General features: G+C 72.3%; 24 protein-coding genes. 12 read left to right on the forward strand and 12 right to left on the reverse strand.

The window, feature by feature from the left end:
* Positions 1-73: 73 nt before the first annotated feature.
* Genes AFL01nite_RS12480 through AFL01nite_RS12495 form a run of 4 tightly spaced genes read right to left on the reverse strand, consistent with a single transcriptional unit; the run spans position 74 to position 3,146 of the window.
* On the reverse strand, positions 74-520 hold the full coding sequence (locus tag AFL01nite_RS12480; protein ID WP_146828023.1) for a DUF3817 domain-containing protein: 447 nt from the start codon (positions 518-520) through the stop codon (positions 74-76).
* Positions 521-568: 48 nt separating this feature from the next.
* Positions 569-1,162 (reverse strand): acetoacetate decarboxylase family protein, encoded by a 594-nt coding sequence (locus AFL01nite_RS12485; RefSeq protein WP_186813941.1) that lies wholly within the window; start codon positions 1,160-1,162, stop codon positions 569-571.
* On the reverse strand, positions 1,153-2,568 hold the full coding sequence (locus tag AFL01nite_RS12490) for a flavin-containing monooxygenase (protein ID WP_146828024.1): 1,416 nt from the start codon (positions 2,566-2,568) through the stop codon (positions 1,153-1,155). The genes AFL01nite_RS12485 and AFL01nite_RS12490 overlap by 10 nt, the downstream gene beginning before the upstream one ends.
* Positions 2,565-3,146: a TetR/AcrR family transcriptional regulator gene (locus tag AFL01nite_RS12495; protein WP_146828025.1), complete on the reverse strand. Its 582-nt coding sequence runs from the start codon at positions 3,144-3,146 to the stop codon at positions 2,565-2,567. The genes AFL01nite_RS12490 and AFL01nite_RS12495 overlap by 4 nt, the downstream gene beginning before the upstream one ends.
* A 58-nt stretch (positions 3,147-3,204) precedes the next feature.
* Here AFL01nite_RS12495 and AFL01nite_RS12500 point away from each other — a divergent pair, with 58 nt between their 5' ends.
* On the forward strand, positions 3,205-4,878 hold the full coding sequence (locus tag AFL01nite_RS12500) for an FAD-dependent oxidoreductase (RefSeq protein ID WP_146828026.1): 1,674 nt from the start codon (positions 3,205-3,207) through the stop codon (positions 4,876-4,878).
* 75 nt (positions 4,879-4,953) lie between these two features.
* On the opposite strand, the gene AFL01nite_RS12505 is transcribed toward AFL01nite_RS12500, so the two are convergent.
* The 4 genes from AFL01nite_RS12505 to AFL01nite_RS12520 all read right to left on the reverse strand — a co-directional run bounded on the left by AFL01nite_RS12505 (position 4,954) and on the right by AFL01nite_RS12520 (position 10,136).
* A complete protein-coding gene (locus tag AFL01nite_RS12505; RefSeq protein ID WP_146828027.1) occupies positions 4,954-7,389 on the reverse strand; it encodes an ABC transporter permease in 2,436 nt (811 codons plus the stop codon).
* Complete coding sequence (locus tag AFL01nite_RS12510) at positions 7,386-8,162, reverse strand: ABC transporter ATP-binding protein (RefSeq protein ID WP_146828028.1); 777 nt, start codon at positions 8,160-8,162, stop codon at positions 7,386-7,388. Before AFL01nite_RS12510 ends, AFL01nite_RS12505 begins: the two co-directional genes overlap by 4 nt.
* A 112-nt stretch (positions 8,163-8,274) precedes the next feature.
* The gene (locus tag AFL01nite_RS12515; protein WP_222593520.1) at positions 8,275-8,943 is read right to left on the reverse strand and encodes a response regulator; all 669 of its coding nucleotides are present in this window, start codon (positions 8,941-8,943) and stop codon (positions 8,275-8,277) included.
* A complete protein-coding gene (locus AFL01nite_RS12520) occupies positions 8,940-10,136 on the reverse strand; it encodes a sensor histidine kinase (RefSeq protein ID WP_146828029.1) in 1,197 nt (398 codons plus the stop codon). Before AFL01nite_RS12520 ends, AFL01nite_RS12515 begins: the two co-directional genes overlap by 4 nt.
* A 171-nt stretch (positions 10,137-10,307) precedes the next feature.
* On the opposite strand from AFL01nite_RS12520, the gene dnaK reads away from it, so the two are divergent.
* The 4 genes from dnaK (at position 10,308) to AFL01nite_RS12540 (ending at position 14,295) form a co-directional block, all read left to right on the forward strand.
* Entirely contained in the window at positions 10,308-12,149 is a 1,842-nt protein-coding gene (gene dnaK, locus AFL01nite_RS12525; RefSeq protein ID WP_146828030.1) for a molecular chaperone DnaK, read from the forward strand.
* Positions 12,146-12,718, forward strand: a complete 573-nt coding sequence (locus AFL01nite_RS12530) for a nucleotide exchange factor GrpE (RefSeq protein WP_146828031.1) — start codon at positions 12,146-12,148, stop codon at positions 12,716-12,718. The genes dnaK and AFL01nite_RS12530 overlap by 4 nt, the downstream gene beginning before the upstream one ends.
* 84 nt (positions 12,719-12,802) lie before the next feature.
* Positions 12,803-13,924, forward strand: coding sequence for a molecular chaperone DnaJ (dnaJ, locus tag AFL01nite_RS12535; RefSeq protein WP_146828032.1), 1,122 nt, complete (start codon positions 12,803-12,805; stop codon positions 13,922-13,924).
* Positions 13,921-14,295 carry a heat shock protein transcriptional repressor HspR gene (locus AFL01nite_RS12540; protein ID WP_146828033.1) on the forward strand — a complete coding sequence of 125 codons (375 nt, stop codon included), beginning with the start codon at positions 13,921-13,923 and terminating at the stop codon, positions 14,293-14,295. The genes dnaJ and AFL01nite_RS12540 overlap by 4 nt, the downstream gene beginning before the upstream one ends.
* Positions 14,296-14,426: 131 nt before the next feature.
* On the opposite strand, the gene AFL01nite_RS12545 is transcribed toward AFL01nite_RS12540, so the two are convergent.
* Positions 14,427-14,876, reverse strand: coding sequence for a hypothetical protein (locus AFL01nite_RS12545; protein WP_146828034.1), 450 nt, complete (start codon positions 14,874-14,876; stop codon positions 14,427-14,429).
* Positions 14,877-14,932: 56 nt separating this feature from the next.
* On the opposite strand from AFL01nite_RS12545, the gene AFL01nite_RS12550 reads away from it, so the two are divergent.
* Positions 14,933-15,817, forward strand: a complete 885-nt coding sequence (locus AFL01nite_RS12550) for a hypothetical protein (protein ID WP_146828035.1) — start codon at positions 14,933-14,935, stop codon at positions 15,815-15,817.
* Here the strand turns inward: AFL01nite_RS12550 and AFL01nite_RS12555 are convergent.
* Positions 15,790-16,443, reverse strand: coding sequence for a hypothetical protein (locus AFL01nite_RS12555; RefSeq protein WP_146828036.1), 654 nt, complete (start codon positions 16,441-16,443; stop codon positions 15,790-15,792). The genes AFL01nite_RS12550 and AFL01nite_RS12555 overlap by 28 nt on opposite strands.
* Positions 16,444-16,589: 146 nt before the next feature.
* Here AFL01nite_RS12555 and AFL01nite_RS12560 point away from each other — a divergent pair, with 146 nt between their 5' ends.
* From AFL01nite_RS12560 to AFL01nite_RS12580, 5 genes are all read left to right on the forward strand, one after another.
* Positions 16,590-17,633: a M4 family metallopeptidase gene (locus tag AFL01nite_RS12560; RefSeq protein WP_146828037.1), complete on the forward strand. Its 1,044-nt coding sequence runs from the start codon at positions 16,590-16,592 to the stop codon at positions 17,631-17,633.
* A complete protein-coding gene (locus AFL01nite_RS12565; protein ID WP_146828038.1) occupies positions 17,594-17,878 on the forward strand; it encodes a protealysin inhibitor emfourin in 285 nt (94 codons plus the stop codon). Before AFL01nite_RS12560 ends, AFL01nite_RS12565 begins: the two co-directional genes overlap by 40 nt.
* Before the next feature lie 95 nt (positions 17,879-17,973).
* Entirely contained in the window at positions 17,974-20,760 is a 2,787-nt protein-coding gene (gene ppc / locus AFL01nite_RS12570; protein WP_146828039.1) for a phosphoenolpyruvate carboxylase, read from the forward strand.
* Positions 20,761-20,837: 77 nt separating this feature from the next.
* Positions 20,838-21,380, forward strand: coding sequence for a hypothetical protein (locus tag AFL01nite_RS12575; RefSeq protein ID WP_146828040.1), 543 nt, complete (start codon positions 20,838-20,840; stop codon positions 21,378-21,380).
* Positions 21,374-22,318, forward strand: a complete 945-nt coding sequence (locus AFL01nite_RS12580) for a hypothetical protein (RefSeq protein ID WP_146828041.1) — start codon at positions 21,374-21,376, stop codon at positions 22,316-22,318. The genes AFL01nite_RS12575 and AFL01nite_RS12580 overlap by 7 nt, the downstream gene beginning before the upstream one ends.
* Positions 22,319-22,326: 8 nt before the next feature.
* Here AFL01nite_RS12580 and AFL01nite_RS12585 read toward each other — a convergent pair whose 3' ends face one another.
* Entirely contained in the window at positions 22,327-23,892 is a 1,566-nt protein-coding gene (locus AFL01nite_RS12585) for an AMP-binding protein (protein WP_246119710.1), read from the reverse strand.
* A gap of 101 nt (positions 23,893-23,993) precedes the next feature.
* On the opposite strand from AFL01nite_RS12585, the gene mmuM reads away from it, so the two are divergent.
* Complete coding sequence (mmuM, locus tag AFL01nite_RS12590) at positions 23,994-24,815, forward strand: homocysteine S-methyltransferase (RefSeq protein WP_146828042.1); 822 nt, start codon at positions 23,994-23,996, stop codon at positions 24,813-24,815.
* Here mmuM and AFL01nite_RS12595 read toward each other — a convergent pair.
* On the reverse strand, positions 24,796-26,223 hold the full coding sequence (locus AFL01nite_RS12595; RefSeq protein ID WP_246119711.1) for an aminobutyraldehyde dehydrogenase: 1,428 nt from the start codon (positions 26,221-26,223) through the stop codon (positions 24,796-24,798). The two genes, mmuM and AFL01nite_RS12595, sit on opposite strands and share 20 nt — an antisense overlap.
* Between the last annotated feature and the right edge of the window lie 13 nt (positions 26,224-26,236).

Raw genomic sequence — 26,236 nt, forward strand, 5'->3', positions numbered from 1 at the left:
CTCGGCCTCAACGACGAAGGACTCTGCATCCCGCCCTCTCGGGCCGGAGGCAGAGTCCTTCGTCGTTGAGGAGTCAGCTGGTGGGCGGTCCGACGACGAGGGCGGCGCCGGTCAGCACCGCCACCGCGACGAGCCCGACGGCCACGCCCTGCACCGGCTTGCGGACGAGCCACGCGACGAGTCGGTCCAAGGGGCTGACGGGATCGGAGGTCGCCAGGCGCCACCGCTCGGGGAGGGCGCCCTGGCGCTCGCTGGCCAGGTCGAACCAGATCGTGAAGAACGGCGGGACGGCGGCGAGCAGGCCGAGCGCGGTGCGCCTGAGGCTCCACCGGGCGTCGATCGCGACGACGACCGTGGTGACGACGTACGCCACGAAGACGACGCCGTGCAGCATCCCGCCGATGCGGACGCCGAGCTCCGTGGTGTCGGTGACGTACTTGAGGAACATGCCCGTCAGCAACAGCGCCCAGGTGATGGCCTCGGCGACGGCGACGGTGCGGAACAGGCGACGGGGGGACATGCGTCCATTGTCCCCGGCCGCCTCAAGCAGCCGTGGAGCGGCGTCGGTTCAGCGCTCGGCGGGACCGAAGACGAGGTGGAACCGCCGGATCACCACGTGCGCCAGGGGGCGCAGGTGCCGCAGGTGAGCCAGCGGCCCGTCGGTGTCGAACGTCCAGGTGACACGTGCGGGCGACACCGATGCCGCGCCGCGGACCGGCGTGACGAGCGTGCGCTCGTCCCGCTCCTGGGCGACCCGGAACCGAGCGGGTGCCTTCAGGGTGCCGCGGATGCGCCGCAGGGACGCGGCGGCGATGCCGACGGCGGTGAGTCCCTGGTCCTCGAACTCGGCCAGTTCCTTCGGGATGGCCCACAGCGAGCGGCCGCCGGCGCGCGACGCCGGGCTGTCGACCCAGATGTCGGGGATGTGCACGAAGAACCGCAGGCCGCGCCGGACCACGACGGCCGCCATGATCTCGTGGTACGTCAGAGGGCTGGGCGCGGTGTACCGCAGCAGGACGGCGCCGACGACGGCTCGACCCCGCAGGGTCACCAGTCGGGTGCCGGGCGGAGCGGTCAGGCCGGCCGCCGGCAGCAGGCCGACGGTGACGAGGCCGTGGCCGTGGAGGTCCCACGGCTCGCTGGGGAAGCTGCTCAGGTCCACAGGAACTCCTCGTCGTGGACGTCCGCCACGACCTGCTCGTAGGCCCAGGTCCCGCCGGGCCAGTTCGACGTGATGCGACCCGTCTCCGGGTGGCGGTACCAGCTGGTGCACGAGGCCCACGCCGAGTGCGCGAGCTCGTGCTGCACCCGGTCGTCCCAGCGCTGCTCGGCCGCCGGCGTGGCCTCGACGCGGCGTAGGCGGCGGTGACGCATCCGGTCGAGGGTGGCGCGGATGTGCCGGGCCTGCGCCTCGAGCATCGTGATGATCGAGCCGCCACCGAGATTGGTGTTGGGCCCGTAGGCCAGGAACAGGTTGGGGAAGCCGGGCACGTGGATGCCCAGGTGCGCCCGAGCCCCGGCGCTCCAGGTGTCGTGGAGGTCGCCGCCGGGCCCGACGATCTCGATGCCGTGCAGGAAGTCCTGGGTGTCGAAGCCGGTGGCGAAGCAGATCGCGTCGACCGCGTGCCAGACGCCGTCGGTGGTGCGGATCGCGTCGGAGCGCACCTCGGTCAGCGCGTGCGGCACGAGGTGGACGTCGTCGCGGGTCAGGGTGGGGTAGTAGTCGTTCGAGAACAGGATGCGCTTGCAGCCCACCTGGTGCCGAGGTCGGAGGTGTCGGCGGAGGTCGGCGTCGCGGACGCGCACCCGCAGGTGGGTCGCGGCCAGCCTCTCGATCGTGGTCGCGACGGCGGAGTCGGGATCCAGCCCGCGGGAGAACTGTTGCGTGATCCAGTCGATGGGACGCCGCTCGCCCGGCGCGAAGTCCCGGTACCAGTGCGCGTAGCCCCCATCGGGCTTCGGCAGGATGTGGTTCGCGGAGCGCTGCAGCACCACGAGCTCGGCGGCGACGTCGGCCAGTCGCGGCACGATCTGCACGGCCGAGGCGCCGGTGCCCACGACGGCGACGCGTCGGCCGGCGAGGTCGGCCGAGTCGTCCCACGCACCCGCGTGCAGCACGGTGCCGTCGAAGGTCTCCCAGCCGTCGACGTCGGGCGCGCTCGGCTCGGACAGCTGGCCCACCGCGCTGATGAGGACGTCGACCGTCTCGACCGTGCCGTCGTCGAAGGTCACCCGCCAGGTCTCGTCGACCCAGCGGGCGGACACGACGCGGGCCCCGAAGCGGGTGCGACGCGTGACGCCGTACTGGTCGGCGACCCGGCGCAGGTACCCGAGGATCTCGGCCTGGCCGGGGTAGCGGCGCGACCAGTCGTCGTTCGGCGCGAACGAGAACGAGTACAGGGGAGCGGGGACGTCGCACGCGGCCCCGGGGTAGGTGTTGTCGCGCCAGACGCCGCCGACGGTGTCGGCCCGCTCCCAGAGCCGGACGTCGTCGTAGCCGTGCGTCAGCAGTTCGGCCGCGGTGCCGATGCCGCCGAAGCCGGTGCCGATGATCCCGATCGACGTCATGGCGTCTCCTGTCCGGTGACCGTGAGGACCGCGGCGCAGACGTCGGCGTGCACCGTCTCGCGATCGAGGGTGCCCTGCACCAGCCATTCGCGGCACAGCGCCTTGACGTACGCGGCGACCGGCCGCAGGCGGGCCCGCAGCCGGGCGTCGTCGGGGAGCGCGAGGGCGTCGAGCACGAGGCGGGCGGCCCGGTCGTCGGCCTCGTCGACCACGACCTGCACGTCGGAGTCGCCGTGCAGGTTGGCCGCCCCGGAGGCGGCGACCCACGCCTGGCCGTACGTGGTGGCGGCGTCGAGGATCCAGTCGATCGTGCGGCTCACCCGCTCGGGCAGGGGCAGGGCCGAGAGGTCGGGGAGGGCGGCATCGGGCATCATCACCGACTCGCGCATGACCGCCAGGAACAGCTCGCGCTTGCTGCCGAAGTAGTGGTGGATCAGCCCGCGGGTGACCCCGGCGGCCCCGGCCAGCTCGGCGGTCGACACCTGGTCGTACGGCCGGGTCGCGTAGAGCACCCCCGCGGCGTCGAGGATCGACCGCCGACGGGAGTCGGGGGCGAGTCGCGTGCGGGCCGGAGGCATGGGGTCAGTCTCTTGACCCTATTGGCAGATTGTCAATAGAGCCCTACTGTGAGGTCGCGTGAGGGACTTCGACTACGACGTGGCCATCGTGGGCTCTGGGTTCGGCGGCAGCGTCACGGCGCTGCGCCTGGTCGAGAAGGGCTACCGGGTGGTGGTGCTGGAGGCCGGGCGCAGGTTCGCCGACGAGGACTTCGCGAAGACTTCCTGGGACGTGCGGAACTACCTCTGGGCCCCGTGGGCACGCTGCTTCGGCCTCCTGAGGATCACCCCCTTGCGCGACGTCCTGATCGCCAGCGGCGCGGGAGTCGGTGGCGGATCCCTCGTCTACGCCAACACGCTCTACCAGCCCGGCGACGAGTACTTCGACGACCCGCGCTGGTCGCACATCACCGACTGGCGCGACGAGCTGGCACCGCACTACGACCAGGCGCGCCGGATGCTCGGCGTGGTCACGTACCCCGGCTCGACGGATCCCGACCGCTGGATGGCCGAGATGGCCGAGGAGCTCGGCGTCGCCGACACCGTGCGCAAGGCCGACGTCGGCGTGCTGTTCGGCGACCGTCCCGGCCTGCCGCTGGCCGACCCGTTCTTCGGCGGCCGCGGGCCCGACCGCACGACCTGCACCGAGTGCGGGGCGTGCATGACGGGCTGCCGGGTGGGCGCGAAGAACACCCTTGTGAAGAACTACCTGTACCTGGCCGAGCAGGCCGGCGTCGAGGTGCGCCCCCTGACGACGGTGGTGGACGTCAGGCCGCACCGGGGCGGGTACCGCGTGTCCACGCGGGGATCGGGGGCGGCGTGGAAGCGCGGGCGCCTGACCGCCGGGCAGGTGGTCTTCGCGGGCAACTCGCTCAACACCCAGAACCTGCTGCACCGGCTCAGGCGGCGCTCGCTGCCGCGCATCTCGCCGATGCTCGGGAAGCTGGCGCGCACGAACTCCGAGTCCGTCCTCACGGCCAGGGACAGTGACCGTGCGGCCGACCACACCCGCGGCCTGGCCATCACGTCGTCGTTCCATCCCGACCCGCACACGCACGTGGAGCCGGTCCGGTACGGGCCGGGGTCGGGCGTCATCGGCCTGCTCAACGCGCACCTCGTGGACCCCGTCGAGGGGCTGCCGCGCTGGCGGGCCGCCGTGCGGACCTACCGCAAGCTCGGGTGGCGGGCGGCCTGGCGGTTGCACGACCCGCGGCGCTGGTCGGAGCAGTCGCTGGTCATCCTCACGATGCAGACGCTCGACAACTCCGTCACGACGTTCCTCAAGCGGCGTCCGTGGGGGCTGCGGATGACCACGCGCCAGGGCGAGGGCGAGCCCAACCCCGAATGGATCCCCGTGTCGCACCGGATCGCGCGACGCCTCGCCGACCGATTCGGTGGCGTGGCCGGAGGATCGGTCGCCGACCTCGTCGGCGTGCCGCTGACGGCCCACTTCATCGGCGGCTGCGTCATCGGCGACTCCCCGGAGCGTGGGGTGATCGACCCGTACCACCGGATGTTCGGCCACCCGGGACTGCACGTGATCGACGGGTCGACCATCAGCGCCAACCTCGGCGTGAACCCCTCACTGACGATCACCGCCCAGGCCGAGCGGGCCCTGTCGTTCTGGCCCAACCGCGGCGAGGTCGACGAGCGACCTGCCCTCGGCGAGCCCTACCGGCGCCTCGCTCCCGTGCCGCCGATGAACCCGCAGGTTCCCGGCGGCGCCCCGGCCGAGCTGCGCTGGGCCCGCTGAGGAAGCGCTGGGCGTGACGTTTCGGGGGTCGCCCACGGCGTGTCGACCCCCGAAACGTCACTGCCAGCGCTCCCGTCAGTCGAGCGTGAGGCCCGCCGCGGGCATGATGCGGGCGGCGCGACGGGCGGGCAGGACGCAGGAGGCCAGGCCGGCGAGCGCGGCGACCACCAGCACGGCGGCCAGTTGGGCCCACGGCACCACGAGGGCCGCGGCCGGGAACGCCGACTGGACCACCGTGACCACGCCGAACCACGCGTAGAGGGTGCCCAGGGCGGTGCCCAGCACGGCCGCGACCAGCGCCAGCAGCATCCCCTCCGCCGCCAGCGTGTGCCGCAGGCCCTTCCGTGTCAGGCCGAGCGCCCGCAGCAGCGCGTGCTCCCGCGACCGTTCGAGGATCGACAGGCCGACCGTGTTGGCGATGCCGACCAGCGCGATCGCCACGCCGACGCCCAGGAGGCCCAGGACCGACCACACCAGGACGTCCAGCTGGAGCGACACCCACTGCTGGTCCTCGAGGTTGTCGGTGACCTCGAGATCCGCACCGCCGGCGACCGCTCCGAGCGTGCCGGCGAGGTCCTGGGCGTCGGCACCGTCGTCGGCCATCACCCACAGCACTCGCGTCGTGCCGGCCGGCGTGAGCCGGTCGAGGGTCTCCGGCGAGACGACCGCGGCCGATCCCCAGGACGCGAAGACGGTGCGCACGGTGAGGGTCAGCGGACCGGCGGCGGTGCGGACGGTGACGCGGTCGGGGACCCCCTCCTCCTCGAAGCTCGCCACGTACGAGGCGGGAAAGACGATCTCGTCGTCGCCCACGCGGGTGACGCTCGCGTCGAGGGTGCGCTCGCGCTCGGCGTCGCTCGGGGCCACGACCGTCAGCGTGGGGCCGTCGGTCTCCACCCGGGTGCCGGGAGGCGTCAGCACCGCGGCCACCCCGTCGAGCCCGCGCACCTTCGCGACGGTCGTCGGGCTGACCTGGCTCGTGCCGCTGAGGGCCAGGTCGACGGGGTACTCGGCGTTCATCTCGGCCTCGACCGACTGGCGGCCGCTGGCCATGCCCGTGAGCACCGCGGTGGCCAGGGTGACGCCGACGAGGAGCGAGGCCGTCGTGGCGGCGCTGCGCCGCGGATTGCGGACGGCGTTCGCCGAGGCGACGCGGACCGGTCCGGAGAACCGGCCCGCCGTGGCTCCGACGAGGCGCAGCAGGGCCGGCACGATCACCGGACCGAGCAGCAGCACCCCGACGAACGACACCATGCCGCCGGCGAGCATCAGCGGGACCGTCTCGGTCCGGTGGGCCAGGACGAGCGCGGCCAGCCCGGCGGCCGCGCCGAGGAGTCCGAGGGCGAGGCGCACGCGTCCCGCCGTCGTGCGGGCGCTGGGCTCCTGCGCAGGACGCAGGGCGGCGAGCGGGCTGACCCTGACCACGGCCCGGGTCGGGAGCCACGCCGCGACGACGGTGGTCACCACGCCGCCGACGAAGGCCGCACCCAGCCACCCGGGGGAGTGGTCGATGTCGCCGAAGCTGTCCGAGCCGGCGAGCGCCCGGGCGAGCACCCCGAGTGCCCGGCTGGCGAGCAGTCCGCCGACGACGCCCGTCGTCGCGGCCACGAGCGCCAACGCCACGGACTCGACGCGCACCGAGCGCAGCACCTGGCGCCTGGTCGCTCCGACGCAGCGCAGCAGTGCGAAGTCGCGAGTGCGCTGGGCGAACAGGATGGTGAAGGTGTTGGCGATGACCAGGACGGCGACGAAGCCGGCGATCGCGGCGAACAGCAGCAGCAGGTAGCCCAGGACGTCGACCCCCTTGTTCATGCTCACGATGCGGGCGCTCACGTAGTCGTCCCGCAGCTGGACCTGCGACTCCACGACCTCCGTCAGCGCTTCCCGGGCCTCCGCCACGCTGCCCTCGCGGACGGCGTAGGCGACGGAGTCCACGATCTCGGAGTCGAGGGCCGAGAGGGCCGGCCACGTCAGGTGGACGTCCGGTGAGAGGTAGGAGGAGCGCTCGGTCAACCCGACCACGGTGACGGTCCGGGTGGCCTGTCCGGTCCCGACGGTCAGGCGGTCCCCGAGCTCGATGCCGGCGCTGGCCGCGGTCTCGCGGGACACCAGCGCCTGGTCGTCCGCGATCGGGCCGCGACCGGTCACGACGTTCGTCGACCTCAGGCCCGGGTCGGTGGCGACCGTGCCGACCTCGACGTCGTCGCCGAGGGTGCCGTCGGGTCCGTCGACGCGGGTCCACGCCGTGGCGATGACGCTCGCCTCGTCCCCGCGCTGCGCGGCCACCTCCAGCACGCGCACCGGGTCGGACTCGGCCAGGCCGAACTCCTCGCCGACGATGAGGTCGGCCTCGGGGTACGCGGACTCGACGCTGGCCGCGATGGCGTTGCGCGCTCCGGAGCCCAGGGCGTCAATCACGACGACGAAGGCCACGGCGATCGTCACCGCCACGAGGGCCGCGACGTAGCGGCGGGTGTGCGTCCGCAGGGAGGCGAACAGGACGGTCCTCATCGGGCACCGCCTTCGAGGGCCTGGGCGACCCGGGCGCGCGACGGCGCGACGAGGTGCTCGCGGATGCCACCGTCGGCCAGCACCACGACGTCGTCGGCGTAGGCGGCGGCGTCCATCTCGTGGGTGACCATGACGACGGTGTGGCCGAACTCCGCGACGCTGCGTCGCAGGAAGGCGAGCACCTCGGCGGAGGCGGTGCTGTCGAGGTTGCCGGTCGGCTCGTCGGCGAAGACGACGTCCGCGTCGGCGGCGAGCGCCCGCGCGATCGCGACGCGCTGCTGCTGGCCGCCCGAGAGCTCGCCCGGACGGTGGTCGAGGCGGTCGCGCAGCCCGAGCACGTCGATGACCTGCTCGATCCGCTCGGCCGTGCCGTCCTCCATCCGGCGTCCGGTGAGCTCGAACGGCAGCAGGATGTTCTGCCGCGCCGTGAGCATCGGCAGCAGGTTGAAGGCCTGGAACACGAAGCCCAGGTGGTCGCGCCGGAAGTGGGTGAGGCGGTCGTCGTCGAGCGTCGTCAGGTCGACGCCGGCGATCGTCACGGAGCCCTCGGTCGGGCGGTCGAGGCCGGCCATGCAGTGCATCAGCGTGGACTTGCCCGAGCCGGACGGACCCATGACGGCCGTGAACCGCCCGGGGGCCAGGTCGAGGTCAACCGATCGCAGCGCGTGCACGGCGGTGTCGCCGTCGCCGTACGTCTTGGACAGTCCGCGCACGCTGGCGGCGAGGGTCCGGGAGGTGCCCGGGAGGAGGCTCGGGGTCGAGGTCGAAGTCATGCCTCGACGCTAGGTTCGCGGCCGGGTCCGTCACATCGCCGCAGGGGCGGATCCTCGGGTCAGACCACGGTATGACGACGGGTGATCGGCCCGGGCGGGAAGACCCGCACGGTCAGCCGGCGATCCCGGCCTCGAAGGCCAGCAGCACGAGGTGCACGCGGTCGCGGGAGTCGGTCTTGGCCAGCAGTCGGCCGACGTGCGTCTTGACGGTGGCCTCCGAGAGGAACAGCTCCGCGGCGATCTCGGGGTTGCTGCGCCCGCGCGCGATGAGCGTCAGCACCTCGCGCTCGCGATCGGTCACCGTCGCCAGGCGCCGCTCGGCCCCGCCGTCGAGGGAGCGTCCGCGCGACGGCTCGGCCAGGAAGTGGTCGAGCAGCCGGCGCGTCGTCGACGGCGCCACCACCGCGTCGCCGGCATGCACCGCGCGGATGGCGGCCAGCAGGTCGGGCGGGGTGGCGTCCTTGAGCAGGAAGGCCGAGGCGCCCGCGCGCAGGGCCGCGAACGCGTACTCGTCGAGGTCGAACGTGGTCAGCACGATGACCTTCGGGCCGCCTGCGCCGGGCGCGAGCCGCCGAGTGGTCTCGACGCCGTCGAGGTGGGGCATGCGCACGTCCATGAGCACGACGTCGGCCGCCACGTCGGCGAGCAGCCGCAGGGCCTCCTCGCCGTCGCCGGCCTCGCCGACCACCACGAGGTCGTCCTGGCTCTCGACCAGCATGCGGAAGCCGGCGCGCACCATCTGCTGGTCGTCGACGAGGACGACCCGGATCAGATCGGTCACGTGGGAATCCTCGCGCGCACGGCCCAGCCGCCTCCGGGCGCGGGTCCGACGTCGAGCGTCCCGTCGTGCACCTCGACCCGCTCGCGCATGCCGAGCAGGCCCAGGCCGGACGTGCCCGCCGCGGCCGCGCCGTGGCCGTCGTCGACGACCTCGACCTCGAGCGCACCGGCCGCCGAGCGCAGGCCCACGGTCGCGCGGGCGCTCGGCCCGGCGTGCTTGCGGACGTTGGTCAGGGACTCCTGCACGAGCCGGAAGACGGTGAGCGCGACGCCGTCGGGCACCTCGGGCAGGGGGTCGGGCAGGTCGAGCTCGACCCGGTCGTGCTCGGTGACCAGGGACGGCAGGTCGGTGAGCCCGGGCTGGGGCGCCAGGGCGGGGTCGTCGCTGCCGCGCAGCAGTCCCAGCAGGCGCCGCATCTCCGTGAGGGCGTCCCGGCCGACCGCCGCCACGGTCTCGAGCGTGCGGACGGCGACGGCGGGGTCCTTCTCGGCGGCATAGCGCGCGCCGTCGGCCTGCACGATCACGACCGACAGGCCATGGGCCACGACGTCGTGCATCTCGCGGGCGATCCGGGTGCGCTCCTGCGCGGCCGCCAGGACCGCGCGCTGCTCGGCCTCGACCGCGAGCCGCCGGCCGCGCTCGACCAGGCTCGCCTCGTACGCGCGCCGGATCCGGCCCTGGGTGCCCAGCGCCCAGGCGGCCAGGACGATGGCTGCGATGCTGAAGAAGTAGGGCGACAGGTCGTCCAGACCCAGGTCGTAGTCGATGTACTCCAGGCCGGGCGGGTACTGCGCGAACTGCGCCGACGTCCACACCCACGAGGCGGTGGCCGCGCCGCAGAGGCCGACGAACAGCCCCACCCAGCCGGCGCGCGCCGAGCCGAAGCGGGCCAGGGCGTAGAGCGCGGCCGGGAAGCCGACCTGGCCCCACGTGGGCATGTCGTACGTGGCGGCCTGCAGCACGCTCGCACCGGCCACGAACGCGAACACCGCCACCGGGTGCCCGCGGCGCCAGAACAGCGGCACCGTCTGCAGGAGGCTGAAGGCCAGCGGCTCGACGGTGGTCCCGATGAGCACGACCAGCGGGAACGCCGGGAGGACGAGCGCGGCGGCGAACACGAGGTCGAACACGCGGGTCGCGCGCGGACCCAGTCGCCACGGGCGCCCGGGCACGACCGCCTCGGCGTCCTCCATAGCAACGAGCCTAGGGGGCGGTCGGAGCCGCGTCGTCAGACCGTGGTCGGAGATCGGGGGCCCGGGGGAATGAAATCGGCTTGATCGAAGTTGATAACGTATGACTCAAGTCTTCTGACCCACAGTTTTCAAGGCAACACAGCCGCCAGCGAAGCACCACAGGAGGAACCCATGGCCCGTGCAGTCGGCATCGACCTCGGCACGACGAACTCCGTCGTCGCCGTACTCGAAGGTGGAGAGCCCACCGTCATCGCGAACGCCGAAGGCGCTCGCACCACCCCGTCCGTCGTCGCGTTCGCGAAGGACGGTGAGGTCCTGACCGGCGAGGTCGCCAAGCGTCAGGGCGTCACCAACGTCGACCGCACGATCCGTTCGGTCAAGCGCCACATGGGCACCGACTGGTCGACGAAGATCGACGACAAGTCGTTCAACCCCCAGCAGATCAGCGCCTTCGTGCTGCAGAAGCTCAAGCGCGACGCCGAGGCCTACCTGGGCGAGCCGGTCACCGACGCGGTCATCACCGTGCCGGCGTACTTCAACGACCACCAGCGCCAGGCCACCAAGGAGGCCGGTGAGATCGCGGGCCTGAACGTCAGCCGCATCATCAACGAGCCCACCGCGGCCGCGCTGGCCTACGGCCTCGACAAGGGCGACGACCAGACGATCCTGGTGTTCGACCTCGGCGGCGGCACGTTCGACGTGTCCCTGCTCGAGATCGGCGACGGCGTCATCGAGGTCAAGGCCACCAGCGGTGACAACCACCTCGGCGGCGACGACTGGGACAACGCGGTCGTCGACTGGCTGGTCAACAAGTTCAAGGCGTCGACCGGCGTCGACCTGACCAAGGACAAGATGGCGATGCCGCGCATCCGCGAGGCCGCCGAGCGCGCCAAGATCGAGCTCTCCAGCTCGTCCTCGACGTCGATCAACCTGCCCTACATCACGGTCGTCGACGGCAACCCCGTCTTCCTCGACGAGACGCTGACGCGCGCCGAGTTCGAGAAGATCACGGCCGACCTGCTCGAGCGCACCAAGAAGCCGTTCCAGAACGTCATCAAGGACGCGGGCGTCACGGTCAAGGACATCGACCACGTGGTCATGGTCGGCGGCTCGACCCGCATGCCCGCGGTGTCGGAGCTGGTCAAGAGCCTCACCGGCGGCCAGGAGCCCAACAAGGGTGTCAACCCCGACGAGGTCGTCGCGATCGGCGCCAGCCTGCAGGCCGGCGTGCTCAAGGGCGAGGTCAAGGACGTCCTGCTGCTCGACGTCACGCCGCTGTCGCTGGGCATCGAGACCAAGGGCGGCGTCATGACGAAGCTCATCGAGCGGAACACGACGATCCCGACCAAGCGGTCCGAGGTCTTCACCACCGCCGACGACAACCAGCCGTCCGTGGCGATCCAGGTCTACCAGGGCGAGCGCGAGATGGCCGCCGGCAACCAGCTGCTGGCCACCTTCGAGCTCACCGGCCTGCCGCCGGCGCCGCGTGGCGTGCCGCAGATCGAGGTCACCTTCGACATCGACGCCAACGGCATCGTCAACGTCTCCGCCAAGGACCGGGGCACCGGCAAGGAGCAGTCGATGACGATCACCGGCGGGTCCGCCCTGTCGAAGGACGACATCGACAAGATGGTCAAGGACGCCGAGGAGTACGCCGAGGAGGACCGCAAGCGCCGCGAGGCCGTCGAGGTCCGCAACCAGGCCGAGACCCTGGTCCACTCGACCGAGAAGTTCCTGGCCGAGAACGGCGACAAGGTCGGCGACGACGTCAAGACCGAGGTCCAGGGCGACGTCGACGCGCTGAAGTCGGCCCTCGAGGGCGACGACACCGACGCCGTCCAGGAGGCCGTCACCAAGCTGGGCGCCTCCAGCTCGAAGATGGGCGAGGCGATGTACGCCGCAGCGGCGGCCGAGGCGGGCGCCGAGGGCGAGGCCCCGACCGGTGACGCGCCGTCGGACGACGAGGACGTCGTCGAGGCCGAGATCGTCGATGACGAGGGTGAGCAGAAGTGACCGAGCAGCCGTTCGACGAGGCGACCTCCCCCCAGGGGGAGGCGCCCGCCGGCGGCGTCGAGGCCGAGGCTCCCGCAGCGGAGGTCGTCCCTGGTCCCGTCGCCGAGCTCGAGGCCAAGGTCGCCGAGCTGACGAACGACCTCCAGCGCAAGCAGGCGGAGTTCATCAACTACAAGCGCCGGGTCGAGGACGACCGTCCTCGGGCGGTCGAGACCGGCAAGCAGAAGGTCCTGACCGAGCTGCTCACCGTGCTCGACGACCTGCGTCGCGCCGAGGAGCACGGCGAGCTGACCGGTGGCTTCAAGGCCGTCGCCGACCAACTGCGCACGACGCTGGGCAAGTTCGACCTCGTGTCGTTCGGGGAGGTCGGCGAGCCGTTCGACCCGAACCTGCACGAGGCCGTGTTCCACGCCGGTGAGGACCCGAACGTCGAGGTCCAGAGCATCGCCCAGGTGATGCGCACCGGCTACCGCGTCGGTGACCGCGTCCTGCGGCCCGCCGTCGTCGGCGTGGTCGACCCCGGCGTGGCTGCCGGCGCCACCGAGCAGCCGACCACCGCGGACGAATGACGCCATGATCTCGCGGTGTCGCCCGCTTCCGGGCGGGCGGCACCGCGAGAATCAGCAGGGAACGAACGAGAGGAGGGGTGAAGCGTGAGCGCACCGACCGACTGGGCGACCAAGGACTTCTACAAGGTCCTGGGCGTCAAGAAGGACGCATCCGCCGACGAGATCAAGAAGGCCTATCGCAAGCTGGCGCGTGAGAACCACCCCGACTCCAACCCCGGCAACCAGCAGGCCGAGGAGCGGTTCAAGGCGATCTCCGAGGCCTACGGAGTCGTCGGCAACGCCGACAAGCGCAAGCAGTACGACGAGCAGCGCTCGCTCTTCGGCCAGTTCAAGGGCGGCTTCCCGCCGCCCGGTGGCGGGGGCGGGACGTACGGCGGGGGCAACGTCGACTTCGACCTGAGCGACCTGCTGGGCGGCATCTTCGGCGGCGGAGGTGCGCGCGGCGGCGCCGGTCGCCGTCGCCAGGCCCAGCCGCGCCGCGGCGACGACCTCGAGACCGAGACGTCGATCAGCTTCCGCCAGGCGGTCGAGGGTGCCACGATCCCGCTGCGCCTGACCAGCGACGAGCCCTGCACGATGTGCCACGGCACGGGCGCCAAGCCCGGCTCTGTCCCAAAGGTCTGCGGCAACTGCCAGGGCAGCGGCATGCAGACCAGCGCGTCGGGCGGCGTGTTCGCGATGACCGAGCCGTGCTCGCAGTGCCGCGGTCGCGGCCTCATCGTCGAGCACCCGTGCGAAGTCTGCACCGGCTCCGGCCGCGCCCCGTCCGCCCGCACGATCAACGTCAAGATCCCGGCCGGCGTCAAGGACGGCCAGCGGATCAAGCTGCGAGGCAAGGGCGCCAAGGGCGATGCCGGCGCTCCGGCGGGCGACCTCTTCCTCGTGATCCACGTCGAGGGCGACGACCGCTTCGGCCGCAAGGGCGACGACCTCACCGTCACCGTCCCGCTGCCGTTCGACGACGCGGTGCTCGGGGGCGAGGTGAAGGCCCCGACCATCGACGGTCCCACGGTCACGATCAAGGTCCCGCCGGGCACGCCCAACGGCCGGACGTTCCGCGCCCGGGGCAAGGGCGGCACGCGGCGTGACGGAGGCCGGGGCGACCTGCTGGTCACCGTCGAGGTGAAGGTGCCCGCGGCCCCGTCCGAGGGCGAGCGAGCGGCGGTGGAGGCCTACCGCGCGGCCCGGCAGGGGGCTGCGTCATGAGCAACTTCGTGCCGCCGGGCCCGGAGGCCAAGGTCTTCGTCATCAGCATCGCGGCCGAGCTGTCGGGCCTGCACCCGCAGACCCTGCGCACGTACGACCGCATCGGGCTGGTCGAGGCGGGCCGCACGTCCGGTGGTGGCCGGCGCTACTCGCTGCGCGACATCGAGCTGTTGCGCATGGTGGCCCAACTGACGGCCGAGGGTCTCGGCCTCGAGGGCGTCAAGCGCGTGATCGCGCTCGAGAACCAGGTGGCGGCCCTGCAGGCCAAGGTGGCTGAGCTGCAGGCCCAGCTGGCCCAGAGCCGCACCCCGCAGAACCTGCCGGCGCTCTACGGCGGCCGCCAGGTCACCGTCTGGCACCGCCAGCGCTGACCTCGCCCGCCCCACTCCCACCGAGTGGCGCAGAACCGCCCGCCCCACTCCCGCCGAGTGGCGCAGAACCGCCCGCCACTCGCCGAGTGGCGGGCATTTCTGCGCCACTCGCGAGAAGAAGGTGGTGGGTCTCAGTCGGACGCCTGGCGGTCCGGAGTCTTCCGTTCGCCGTACGCCGCCGCCACGGTGCCGACCGCCGGGACGGCCAGGGCGAGCGCGGGGACCCAGGTCCCCGGCACGAGCGAACCCCAGAGCTCGGAGACGAAGAGACCTGCGATCAGCAGGACTGTCGCCACGCCGACGGCGAGGCCTCCCGCGGCCGCCAGTCGACCGGCGTCCGCGGCGGCTTGCGCCGCCCTGATCCGACGGACCAGTCCCACCGCGACCGCCAGCGTCACGAGGCCCGCGCCTGCGGCGAGCGTGCCGACGACTGCCGCGACCCCGTCCCAGCGTTCGGCGTGGTCATGCGCGTCCTTCCAGATGAGCGCGGCGCCGAACACCACGAGCCCGAGAGCTCCGATCCCCACCAGCACGAGCACGGTCAGCAGGGCCCGGGACCAGGCGGTCAGCGACGGTGACATGACGGGAGCCTTGCACGCCCGACGGCGGGCGGGAAGCACTCGCCTAGGGTCGCCCCATGAGCCGCGATCCCGGACCCGAGTTCCTGAGGGGCGACTTCGCCTTCCGCACGGTCGGCGAGCGGCGTGAGCCCGCACCGTGGCGCCGGCTGTTCTTCCCGGTCCTGCCGTGGGTCCTCGTGCCGGTGATGATCGCGGTGCAGTACGCGCTCGTCGACGACGTGGCTGCCGACGGGGGAGGGGACACCCCCTGGGGGCTGGTGCTGATGTTCGCCGCCTGCGTGCCGGTGTCGTTCGCCATCCTCGAGACGATCTGGGGAAGGTTCGAGAGCCCGGGGATCATCGTCGCGTTCGCGCGCACGATCGCGCTGCCGCTGATGATGGGGCTGGTGCTCGGCGTGACGGCGAGCCTGGTGCGGCTGCGGCCCGGCGTGGAGGACACGATCCGGGGCAACCGGCGGCCCGACGGCTGGCACTACTGGTACGACGCCTCCCGCGGGGGCGGCGACATCGCCTCCGAGCTGCCGCTGACGGTGCTGGCGAACATGTTCATGCCGATGCTGGTCGCGCTCGGACTGGTCGTGCTCGTGGTCCTGCCGTGGTTCGCCTTCTTCCGCCCGGAGCAGTTCATCCGGGCGAACATGATGGACACGAGTCCCGAGGCGGCGGCGGGCAACGCCGCCGGTGCGCGCGCCCTGTCGATCCTGATCATCCTGATCTTCGCCGTGCCGACGGCCACGGTCTGGTTGAGCAACGAGGGCGAGACCGGGTGGGCCTGGGTGGTCGGCGTCGCGATGACGGTGGTCGGACTCGGGCTGACCGCCTACGTCCTGGTGTGCCAGACCCCCGACCACGCCGCGCGAGCCTCCCTGCCGCCCGCGTTCCGCGGCGTCCAGACGCGGCGGCACGAGCTGGATCAGGAGTCGGGCGACGGCGGGCGCTGAGCCTCGCGTCGCGCCTTCTGCTTCTTGCGGCGCTCGATCTCGCTGGCGGTCAGGCTGATCGCCAGCAGCACGCCCAGGACGATCTTGAGCCAGCCCAGGTCCCAGTCGGGCCACCAGGCGAAGAGGTCGGGCACCCAGGCGAAGAGGTCGGGCACCCAGCCGAACAGGTTCCAGTCCGGCAGGTCGATGTCGGGATTCGGCAGCCACGACCAGTCGATGTCGGGCGCGAACCGGGCGAGGAACGCCGAGACCAGGGCGCCGAGGCCCAGCAGGCCCGCGCCGGACGTGGCGATGTGCCGTGCGGCGTAGGCGTAGGGGTGGGCCTCACGCAGGTCGTACAGGCGGCGAGCGCGCGAGCCCGCCGGAGGGACGAAGGGGACGGCGAGGGGCAGCTCGCCGTGGCCGGACTCGACGAGCTCGACCTTCGCCAGCCGCCCGCGAGCCGACATCGAGACCTTCACCTTCTGGTGACGGCCGCCGACGCGGTCGAGCTCGAACGTGTGGTCGCCGAGGCGGCCCAGCGTCGTCTGGTCGACATCGACACCGTCGAGGCTCAGGCGCACGGAACCGCCGTCCTGGAGCACCGCGAGATCGCGGCCCTGGTCACGCAACGTCCATTCGAGCACCTCGCCACGCTAGTCGTCCGCCCCGACGTCCCGCGTCGGCCGTTCGGCTACTGTCGCCCGACCTTCGGTCGCCCCTCGAGGACCGCTGAGCGGGACGCCGACGCCACGGGGCTCACATTGTCGGCGGTGGCCTCTACGGTCAGGACATGGAAACGATTCGGGGGATCGTCCCGCCCTACCTGTTGCGCCACATCGCCGGGCTCGAGGAGGACCGCTTCGCCACCGCGGCGGAGGCGGCCCGGCGCGCGCTGTCCGAGCGGCCCGTCCACGGAGGGCACGCCCACCCGTCGGTCCGCCCACCCGTGGTCGACGCCGAGCTCCGGCGCAAGGTGCACGACGCCGAGAACGGCACCGACCTGCCCGGTCGCCTGGTGCGCGGCGAGGGCGACCCGGCCACCGGCGACGTCGCCGCCGACGAGGCGTACGACGGCTTCGGCGCTACCGACGCCCTGTTCCGCCAGCAGTACGGCCGCACCTCGATGGACGACGCCGGCCTCACCCTGCTCGGCACCGTGCACTACGGCGTGGCCTACGACAACGCCTTCTGGGACGGCACCCAGATGGTGTTCGGCGACGGCGACGGCGAGATCTTCGGGCGGTTCACGGCCTCGCTCTCGGTGATCGGCCACGAGCTCACGCACGGCCTCATCGAGTACACGGCCGGCCTGGTCTACCGCGACCAGTCCGGCGCCCTCAACGAGTCGATCGCCGACGTCTTCGGCGCCCTCGTCGAGCAGCACGCCGCCGGCCAGACCGCCGACGAGGCGTCCTGGCTGATCGGGGTCGGGCTGTTCACCGACGAGGTCGAGGGCGAGGCGCTGCGCTCGATGGCGGCTCCGGGCACCGCGTACGACGACGACGTCCTGGGCAAGGACCCGCAGCCGGGTCACATGGACGACTTCGTCGAGACCACCCAGGACAACGGGGGAGTGCACCTCAACTCCGGCATCCCGAACAAGGCGTTCCACCTCGTGGCCACCGAGCTGGGCGGTCACGCCTGGGAGGTGGCCGGGCGGATCTGGTACGAGACGCTGCTGGGCGACCTGTCGCCCCGGGCCACGTTCGAGCAGTTCGCGCAGGCCACCGTCGCCGTCGCCGAGAACCACGACGCGGCTGACGTGGTGCGCGGGGCGTGGCAGGCTGTGGGGGTATGGACGAACTCCACCAGCCCCTCCTCGTCGTCCGGGTGATCCGCACCGGCGGCTTCGCCGGGCTGCGCCGCCAGTGGGAGGTCGAGGCCACCTCCGAGGACGAGGCGCAGGCCTGGTGGCCGCTGGTGGAGGCCTGCCCGTGGGACGCCACGCCCGCCGACAACCATCCCGACGGCTTCGTCTACGAGGTGCAGGCCAACGATCGCGAGGCCACGCTGCCCGAGCGCCAGGTCGACGGTCCGTGGCGCGAGCTGGTCGACGCGGTCGTCGACAGCGCCTCCTGAGACGGTGTCGCTCCGCACGGTGCGACCCGCTGCGATCTGACTAGGCTGGTCCCGGGCAACGGCGCCTGACGACTTCGCCAGCCGAGGGGGGCCCCATGACCGACTCCGAGTTCGACGCAATCGCCCGGTCCAAGGACGAGGCCCTGCGCCTCGACGTGCGCCGCGTCGGCGACCTGCTGGGCCAGACCCTGCGCCGCCTGGAGGGTGAGCACCTCTACGAACAGGTCGAGCTGGTTCGCGCCCAGGGCAAGGTCATCGAGGAGTCCGACGATCCCGACGAGCGACACGAGGCCGCGGCGCGCATCCGGGCGCTGCTGGCCGAGCTCGACGCCGCCACGGTCGGCAAGCTGGTCCGCGCGTTCAGCGTCTACTTCAACCTCGCCAACGTGGCCGAGCAGGTGGCGCGCGTGCGCGGCATCGAGTCGCGGCCCGACGGCGAGGGCTGGCTGGCCCGCGCGATCGAGGACATCGTGGCCGAGCAGGGCACCGAGGGCCTGCGCCGGGGGATCGAGCGGATCGACGTGCGGGCGATCTTCACCGCCCACCCCACCGAGGTCAGCCGCCGCACGATCCTCACCAAGCTGCGCCGGATCGCCGACCTCCTGATCGACTCCGCCCCGCCCGGCACCCGTCGGCGCACGGCGCAGGACCGCGACCTCGCCCAGCTCATCGACCTGATCTGGCAGACCGACGCGGTGCGCCGCACGCGGCCCACGCCGCTCGACGAGGCCCGGCACCTGGTCTTCTTCCTGCAGCAGATCCTCGAGGAGGCGCTGCCCGACATCGGCACCGACCTGGCCGACCAGCTGGCCGAGCACGGCATCGCCCTCGACCCCGCGGTGCGGCCGCTGTCGTTCGGCACGTGGATCGGCGGCGACCGCGACGGCAACCCCAACGTCACTCCCGAGGTCACGCTCAGCATCCTGCAGCTCCAGAACCGGATCGCCACGCGGATCGTCGATGCCAACCTCGACCTGCTGATCCGCGAGCTGTCGTCCTCCAGCGAGCTGGTCGAGGTCAGCGCCGAGCTGACGACGTCGCTGCAGGCCGACCTCACCGCCCTGCCCGACCTCGACCCGCGGCTGCTCACCGTCAACGCCCTCGAGCCGTACCGGCTCAAGCTGTCGTGCGCGAAGCTCAAGGTCGCGAACTCGGCGGCCCGCGTCGCGGCCGGCACGCCCCACGTGCCCGGACGCGACTACGCCAACCGGGCCGAGCTCCTCGCCGACCTGGCCGTCGTCGACCGGTCGCTGCGCGAGCACGGTGGCGAGCTCATCGCCGACCGGATGCTGGCCCGGGCGATCCGCGGCATCTCGTCGGTGGGCCTGCACCTGGCCACGATGGACATCCGCGAGCACGCCGAGGCCCACCATCACGCGCTCGCGATCCTCTACGACCGGCTGGACGAGTCCGACGCGGCCTACGCCGACCTGAGTCGCGAGGACCGCTTCGCCCTGCTGTCGACGGAGCTGTCGCGGCTGAGGCCCCTGTCCGCCGACCCGCCGTCGCTCGACGAGTGGGGCGAGCGCACCTACGGGGTCTTCACGGCCGTGCGCGAGCTGAAGGAGACGTTCGGCGAGGACGTCATCGAGTCGTACATCGTGTCGATGACCCTCGGCGGCGACGACCTGCTGGCGCCGGTCGTGCTGGCCCGGCAGGCCGGGCTGGTCGACCTCGTCGGCAGCGAGGGCACGCCGCCGTTCGCCCGACTGGACTTCGTGCCGCTGCTCGAGACGGTCGACGAGATCCGCCGCGCCGGAGACGTCCTCGACGAGCTGTTGTCCGACGACCACTACCGGACGCTCGTGCGGCTGCGCGGCGACCGGCAGGAGGTCATGCTCGGCTACTCCGACTCCAACAAGGCCGGGGGCATCACCACGTCGCAGTGGGAGCTGCATCGCGCCCAGCGGGCGCTGCGCGACGTCGCCCAGAAGCACGGGGTCACGCTGCGGCTCTTCCACGGTCGAGGCGGCACCGTCGGCCGCGGCGGCGGCCCCACGTACGACGCGATCCTGGCCCAGCCCTACGGCGTGCTGACCGGCGACATCAAGTTCACCGAGCAGGGCGAGGTCATCAGCGACAAGTACTCCCTGCCGCGCCTCGGTCACGAGAACCTCGAGCTCTCGCTGGCGGCGGTCCTCGAGGCCTCGACGCTGCACCTGGAGGCGCGCACGCCTGCCGACGCGATGCAGCAGTGGGACGACACGATGACGCAGGTCAGCGACGCGGCGTACGCGGCGTACCGCCGGCTGGTCGACGACCCGGGCCTGTTCGAGTACTTCCTGGCCTCGACCCCCGTCGACCAGCTCGGCGACCTCAACATCGGCTCGCGGCCGTCGCGTCGTCCCGAGACCGGGGGCGGGATCGACGGGCTGCGGGCGATCCCGTGGGTGTTCGGCTGGACCCAGAGCCGTCAGATCGTGCCGGGCTGGTTCGGTGTCGGCAGCGGCCTGCGGGCCGCGCGCCTCGCCGGTCAGGAGAAGGTGCTGGCCGAGATGCTCGACCAGTGGCACTTCTTCCGCACGTTCATCTCCAACGTCGAGATGACGCTGGCCAAGACCGACCTCGACGTCGCGGGCCACTACGTCGACACGCTCGTGCCGCCCGGGCTGCGCCCGATCTTCGACATCATCCGGGCCGAGCACTCCGTCACCGTCGAGGAGGTCCTGCGGATCACCGGTGAGCGGCACGTGCTCGACGACCAGCCGGCCCTGCGCCGCACGCTCGAGGTGCGCGACGCCTACCTGCAGCCGATCTCGTTCGCCCAGGTCGACCTGCTGGCTCGTTACCGCGAGGACCCCGACGCGGTCGACGAGGACATGCGGGCCGCGCTGCTGCAGACGGTCAACGGCATCGCCAACGGGCTGCGGAACACCGGATGAGCCGCCCGGACGCCCGGCGGCCCGAAGCTCTTTTGCCCTACGATGGTGGCCGTTCGTCCGGAATGCGAGGGGGCACCATGTCGGATCGACCCGTGCGGTGGAGGAGCGTCGTGCCGACGCTGCTCCTCGCGGTGACGCTCGCCGCATGTGGCGGTGGAGACGACCCCGAGCTGCCCGAGGGCGCCGCGTCCGCCGCGCCGTCCGTCGACGCGGACGGCTACACGGCCGAGCAGCGTGAGGCGATCGACCGGGTCGACGCGTTCCTGGCCGCGGCGTACGGTCGCGGCACCCAGTCGATCGCAGAGACGTCGAAGGGCCTGGTCACCGACGAGTACCGCGCCGAGCTGATCAAGAGCAACAAGGCGCAGATCGAGGATCCCGGCCTGAAGTGGCTGGGTCCGTACAGCTTCACGGCGTCCGAGGTCGAGGTCGGCGACGACCGGGCATCGGTCACCGGCTGCCTCGACCTGACATCGATGTTCCTGGTGCCGCGCGGCGACAAGGCGGCCGGTCCGGGCTCGACCAACGTCGGCCAGGTCCTCCCGGCCACCTACCTGTTCGAGAGGTCCGGCGACGCCTGGCTGCTGAGCGGTTACGACGACGGGGAGACATCATGCTGAACCGGGTGCGGCGCGTGATGATCGCGCTGGTGGTGTCGGTGCTCACCTGCGCCGGCACCCTCATCGCGTTGTCGCTGGCCGCGAGTCCGGCGTCGGCGGCGCCGTCGTGCGTCCCGCCGGCCGTCATCAAGTGGATCGGCGTCAGCGAGTACGAGTGCGTCATCCCGGCCCCTGAGCCCTCGCCGGGCACGACGAACCCCGGCGGTGAGAACCCGGGCTCGCCGCAGCCGACCTGCGATCTCCCGGCCGCCCCGGCCCCCACCAGCCTCGGCGACCATGTCCTGGAGGGTCCGTACTGCCAGGGCACGCGCTTCTGTGTCACCACCGATCTGGTCGTGCCCCTCGCCCTGCCCGACGGCGAGCCGCCGAACGAGGACTCCGAGGCCCGGTACCGCTGGTGCTCCAGCGGTGGCACCTACCAGCTGGAGGAGAGCTGGTGGACCGGCGAGGAGGAGCCGCCCTCCCTGCTCGAGCGGGCGCTCTCGGCGATCGGTCAGATCAACCTGGCCACACCGACCCTGAACACGAGCCCCACGGGCCGGACGCTGGTCAGCCTCGACACGTGGTTCTGGGCGGCGGGCGCGTCGCCGTCGGCCACCGGGTCGGCGTTCGACCTCGTCGCCACCGCCACCTTCAGCTCGATGACCGTCGATCCGGGCGACGGCTCGGGCACGATCTCGTGCCCGCTGACCACGACCCGCGCGGCGGCCGAGAGCGACTGCAGTCACGCCTACCGCCGGATGTCGTCCGGGGGCACCGCCACGGTGGGTGGGCGCCCGGCCTACAGCGCCTCGGTCCGGCTCGTGTACGACCTGAGCTTCACGGTCGGCGGCAACGCGATCGTGGTGCCCGGCGCCCCCGCCACCCTGGAGGCGCCCCTCGACTCCGCGGCCATCCGCGTCGACGAGGTGCAGTCGATCGTCACCGACGTCGACTGACCGCCGCGTCAGTTGACCTGGCGGTCGCGACCCTCCCAGTACTCGGCGCGCAGCTTGAACTTCTGCAGCTTGCCGGTGGCCGTGCGCGCCAACTCCTCGCGGAACTCGACGCGCTTGGGCACCTTGTAGCCGGCGAGGCGCTCGCGGACGTGGCCGCGCAGGTCCTCCTCCGTGACGTCGCCGTCCACGACCACGAGGGCCATGACGAGCTCGCCCCACTTGTCGTCAGGGACGCCGATCACCGCGACCTCGCGCACCGCCGGGTGCGAGGCCAGCACGTCCTCGACCTCGATCGACGACACGTTCTCGCCGCCGGAGACGATGACGTCCTTCTTGCGGTCGGCGATCGTGACGTAGCCGTCCTCGTACGTGCCGCCGTCGCCGGTGTGGAACCAGCCGTCGGCCAGCGCCTCCTGCGTGGCCTCGGGGTTCTCCCAGTACGACTCGAGGACGGTGTTGCTGCGGGCCAGGATCTCGCCCTTGTCGTCGACCATGATCCGCGTGCCGATCGTGGGCGCGCCGGCGCGCGAGAGCAGGCGGGCCTGCTCCTGCGGCTCGTACTCCTCCCACTCCTCGCGCATGCGGCTCATCGTCAGCAGCGGCGAGGTCTCGGTGAGGCCGTAGATCTGGATGAACTCCCAGCCGAGCTCCTCGCGGACGCGCTGGATGGTGCGCGTGGGCGGCGGGGCGCCCGCGACGATGCAGCGCACGCGGTCGCGCCCGGTGTCGCCGGTCCAGTCGGCGAGTGCGTCGAGGGTGGCGGTGAGCACCGCCGGCGCGCAGGCCAGCACGGTGACGCCGTGCTCCTCGATGCGCCGCAGGATCTCGGTACCGTCGATCTGGCGGATCACGACCTGCTTGGCGCCCACGCCGGTGGTCGCGTAGATCAGGCCCCAGCCGTCGCAGTGGAACATCGGCAGCGTGTGCAGGTAGACGTCGCGGTCGGTCAGCGTGGCGTGCCAGCCGAACGTCGTGGCGTTGACCCAGCGGGCGCGGTGCGTCTGCTGGACGCCCTTGGGACGGGCCGTGGTGCCGGACGTGTAGTTGATCGTCGCGGTCGCGTTCTCGTCGGGCTCCCACGCGGCCGGCTCGCCCCGCGACGCCCAGATCCTGTCGTCGTCGCGGCCGAGGACGAAGACGTGCTTCGCGGCCGAGCAGGCCTCGGCGAGGTGCTCCAGCTCCGGGTCGAGCATGACGACCTCGGCCCCACAGTGCTCGACGATGTACTGGATCTCGGCGGGGGCGAGCCGGAAGTTCACCGGCACGAAGATGCGGCCCCAGTTGGCGACGCCGTAGAACGAGGCGAGCAGCCGGGCCGCGTTGTGCGACACCATCGCCACGCGAGCGCCCTGCGGCACGCCGAGCTCGTCGAGCGTGGCCGCCTGGCTGCGTGCCTTCGCGTACAGCTGGGCGTACGTGACCTCGCCCCACGAGTCCGCCACCTGGTTCGGCTCGTCGACCACGGCGACGCGGTCGGGGTAGACGGTGCGGGCGCGGTCGAGGAAGTCGCGCAGGGTCAGCGGGACGATCATGGGGCCTCCGGCGTGCGGTGTCGCGGTGAGCGTGTGGGTCACGTCACGGTGCCATTGTCGCGACTCGGCGGTGCCGCGCGCACCTCGGGGCGTCGTGGATCGGTGAGCGGTCGGCGCCTCCCGGCGAACGGCATACTGGCCTCGTGCACACCCTCGACGGCGGACTCTCGAACGTGCTCGAGGCGCGCGGCAACGACCTGTCCGGCGGCGAGTGGACCGCCCGGGTGCTGCGTACCTCGCCGGACGAGATCGTGGCGGTGCACCGCGAGTACTTCGCCGCCGGCGCCGACGTGGCCACCACCGCCAGCTACCAGACCCGCGACGCCGGGCTGATCCGTCTGAGCGTCGAGCTCGCCCGTGAGGCCACCGACCGGGTCGAGGGCCGCCTCGTCGCCGGATCGATCGGTCCGTTCGGGGCGCTCCTGGCGGACGGGTCGGAGTACCGCGGCCGCTACGGGCTGACTGCAGCCGAGCTCGAGCGCGTCCACCGCCCGCGGATCGAGGCCCTCGTGGCGGCGGGTGCCGACCTGCTCGCGGTCGAGACGGTGCCCGACACCGACGAGGCGGAGGTGCTCGTGCGGCTGCTGGCCGAGTACGGGCACCCGGCCTGGCTGTCGTACTCGATCGACGGCGACCGTACGTGTGCGGGCCAGCGACTGGAGGACGCCTTCGCGATCCCCGCCGAGGTCGACTGCATCGTCGGGGTCGGCGTCAACTGCTGCGCGCCGGCCGACGTCCTGCCCGCGCTGCGGAAGGTCGCGGCCACCGGCAAGCCCGGCGTCGCCTACCCGAACGCCGGCGAGGTGTGGGACGCCGAGGCCCAGCAGTGGCTGGGCACCGGCACGTACGACGTGGGGCTCGTGCCGCGCTGGGTCGAGGCCGGCGCCGCGTGGGTGGGCGGCTGCTGCCGGGTGGGCCCGGACGCGATCGCCCGGGTGGCCGCCGTCAGTGGTGGGCGCTCATGACGTGCTTGACGCGGGTGTAGTCCTCGTACCCGTAGACCGAGAGGTCCTTGCCGTACCCGGAGCTCTTGAACCCGCCGTGCGGCATCTCGGAGATGAACGGGATGTGCGCGTTGATCCACACGCAGCCGAAGTCGAGCCCGCGGCTGAACCGCTCGGCGGTGCCGTGGTCGCGGGTCCAGACGCTCGCGGCCAGGGCGTAGTCGACGCCGTTGGCCCAGTGCAGCGCCTGCTCGGCGTCGCCGAACGCCTGCACGGTCAGGACCGGGCCGAAGATCTCCTCCTGGACGACCGCGTCGTCCTGCCGGACGCCGGTGATGATCGTGGGAGCGACGAAGAAGCCGCGGTCGCCGACCTGCGTGCCGCCCGTCACGACCTCCGCGTGCGACGGCACCCGCTCGAGGTGGCTCATCACCTTCGCGAAGTGGGCGGCGTTGTTGAGCGGCCCGTACTCGGCCTCCTCGTCCGACGGAGGCCCGGGCCGGGCGTCGGCGCACTTCTCGACCAGGAGGGCGACGAACGCGTCGTGGACGCTCTCGTGCACGATCACGCGGGTGGCCGCGGTGCAGTCCTGGCCGGCGTTGAACGTCGCCGCCTCGACGATCCCCGCGGCGGCCGCTGCCAGGTCGGCATCGGGGAACACGACCGCGGGGGCCTTGCCGCCCAGCTCGAGGTGGACGCGGGTGAGCCGCTTCGCCGCGGACGCGGCGACCGACTTCCCGGCGCGCACCGAGCCGGTGATGGCGACCAGTCCGGGGGTCGGGTGCTCGACGAGGTACTGGCCGGTGGTGGCGTCGCCGTTGACGACGTTCACGACACCTCGCGGGAGGATCTCGTTGACGATCTCGGCCAGCAGGACGGTCGAGCGGGGCGTCGTGTCGCTCGGCTTGAGCACGAGGGTGTTGCCGGCCGCGATGGCCGGTGCGATCTTCCACCCGGCCATCGCCAGCGGATAGTTCCACGGCGTCACCTGGCCGACGACGCCGATCGGCTCACGGCGGATCGTGGAGGAGAAGCCCTCGAGGAACTCGCCCTGGGCCAGGCCCTGCGGTGCGCGGGCGATCCCGGCGAAGTAGCGGATCTGGTCGGCGGCCTGCTCGACCTCCTCGCTGCGGACGTAGCGGCGAGGCTGGCCGGTGTCGCGGCACTGGGCCGCGACCAGGTCGTCACCGCGCTCGAGGATCGCGTCCGCGACCGCGAGCATCAGCTCCTGCCGCCCGCGCGGCGTGGTCGCCGCCCACCCCGGGAAGGCCCGCTCGGCCGCCGCGTACGCCGCGTCGACCTCCGAGGTCGGCGAGATGGGCGAGGTGCCGTCGGGCTCGCCGGTGGTGGGGTCGACCAGGTCGATGAAGCGGTCGGCCGACGAGGCGAACGACTCGCCGTCGATGACGTTGTGCACGGGCTCGGTCACGGTGGCTCCTGGG

The organism is Aeromicrobium flavum, from assembly GCF_007992115.1.
In the GTDB taxonomy this organism is placed as follows: Bacteria; Actinomycetota; Actinomycetes; order Propionibacteriales; family Nocardioidaceae; genus Aeromicrobium; species Aeromicrobium flavum.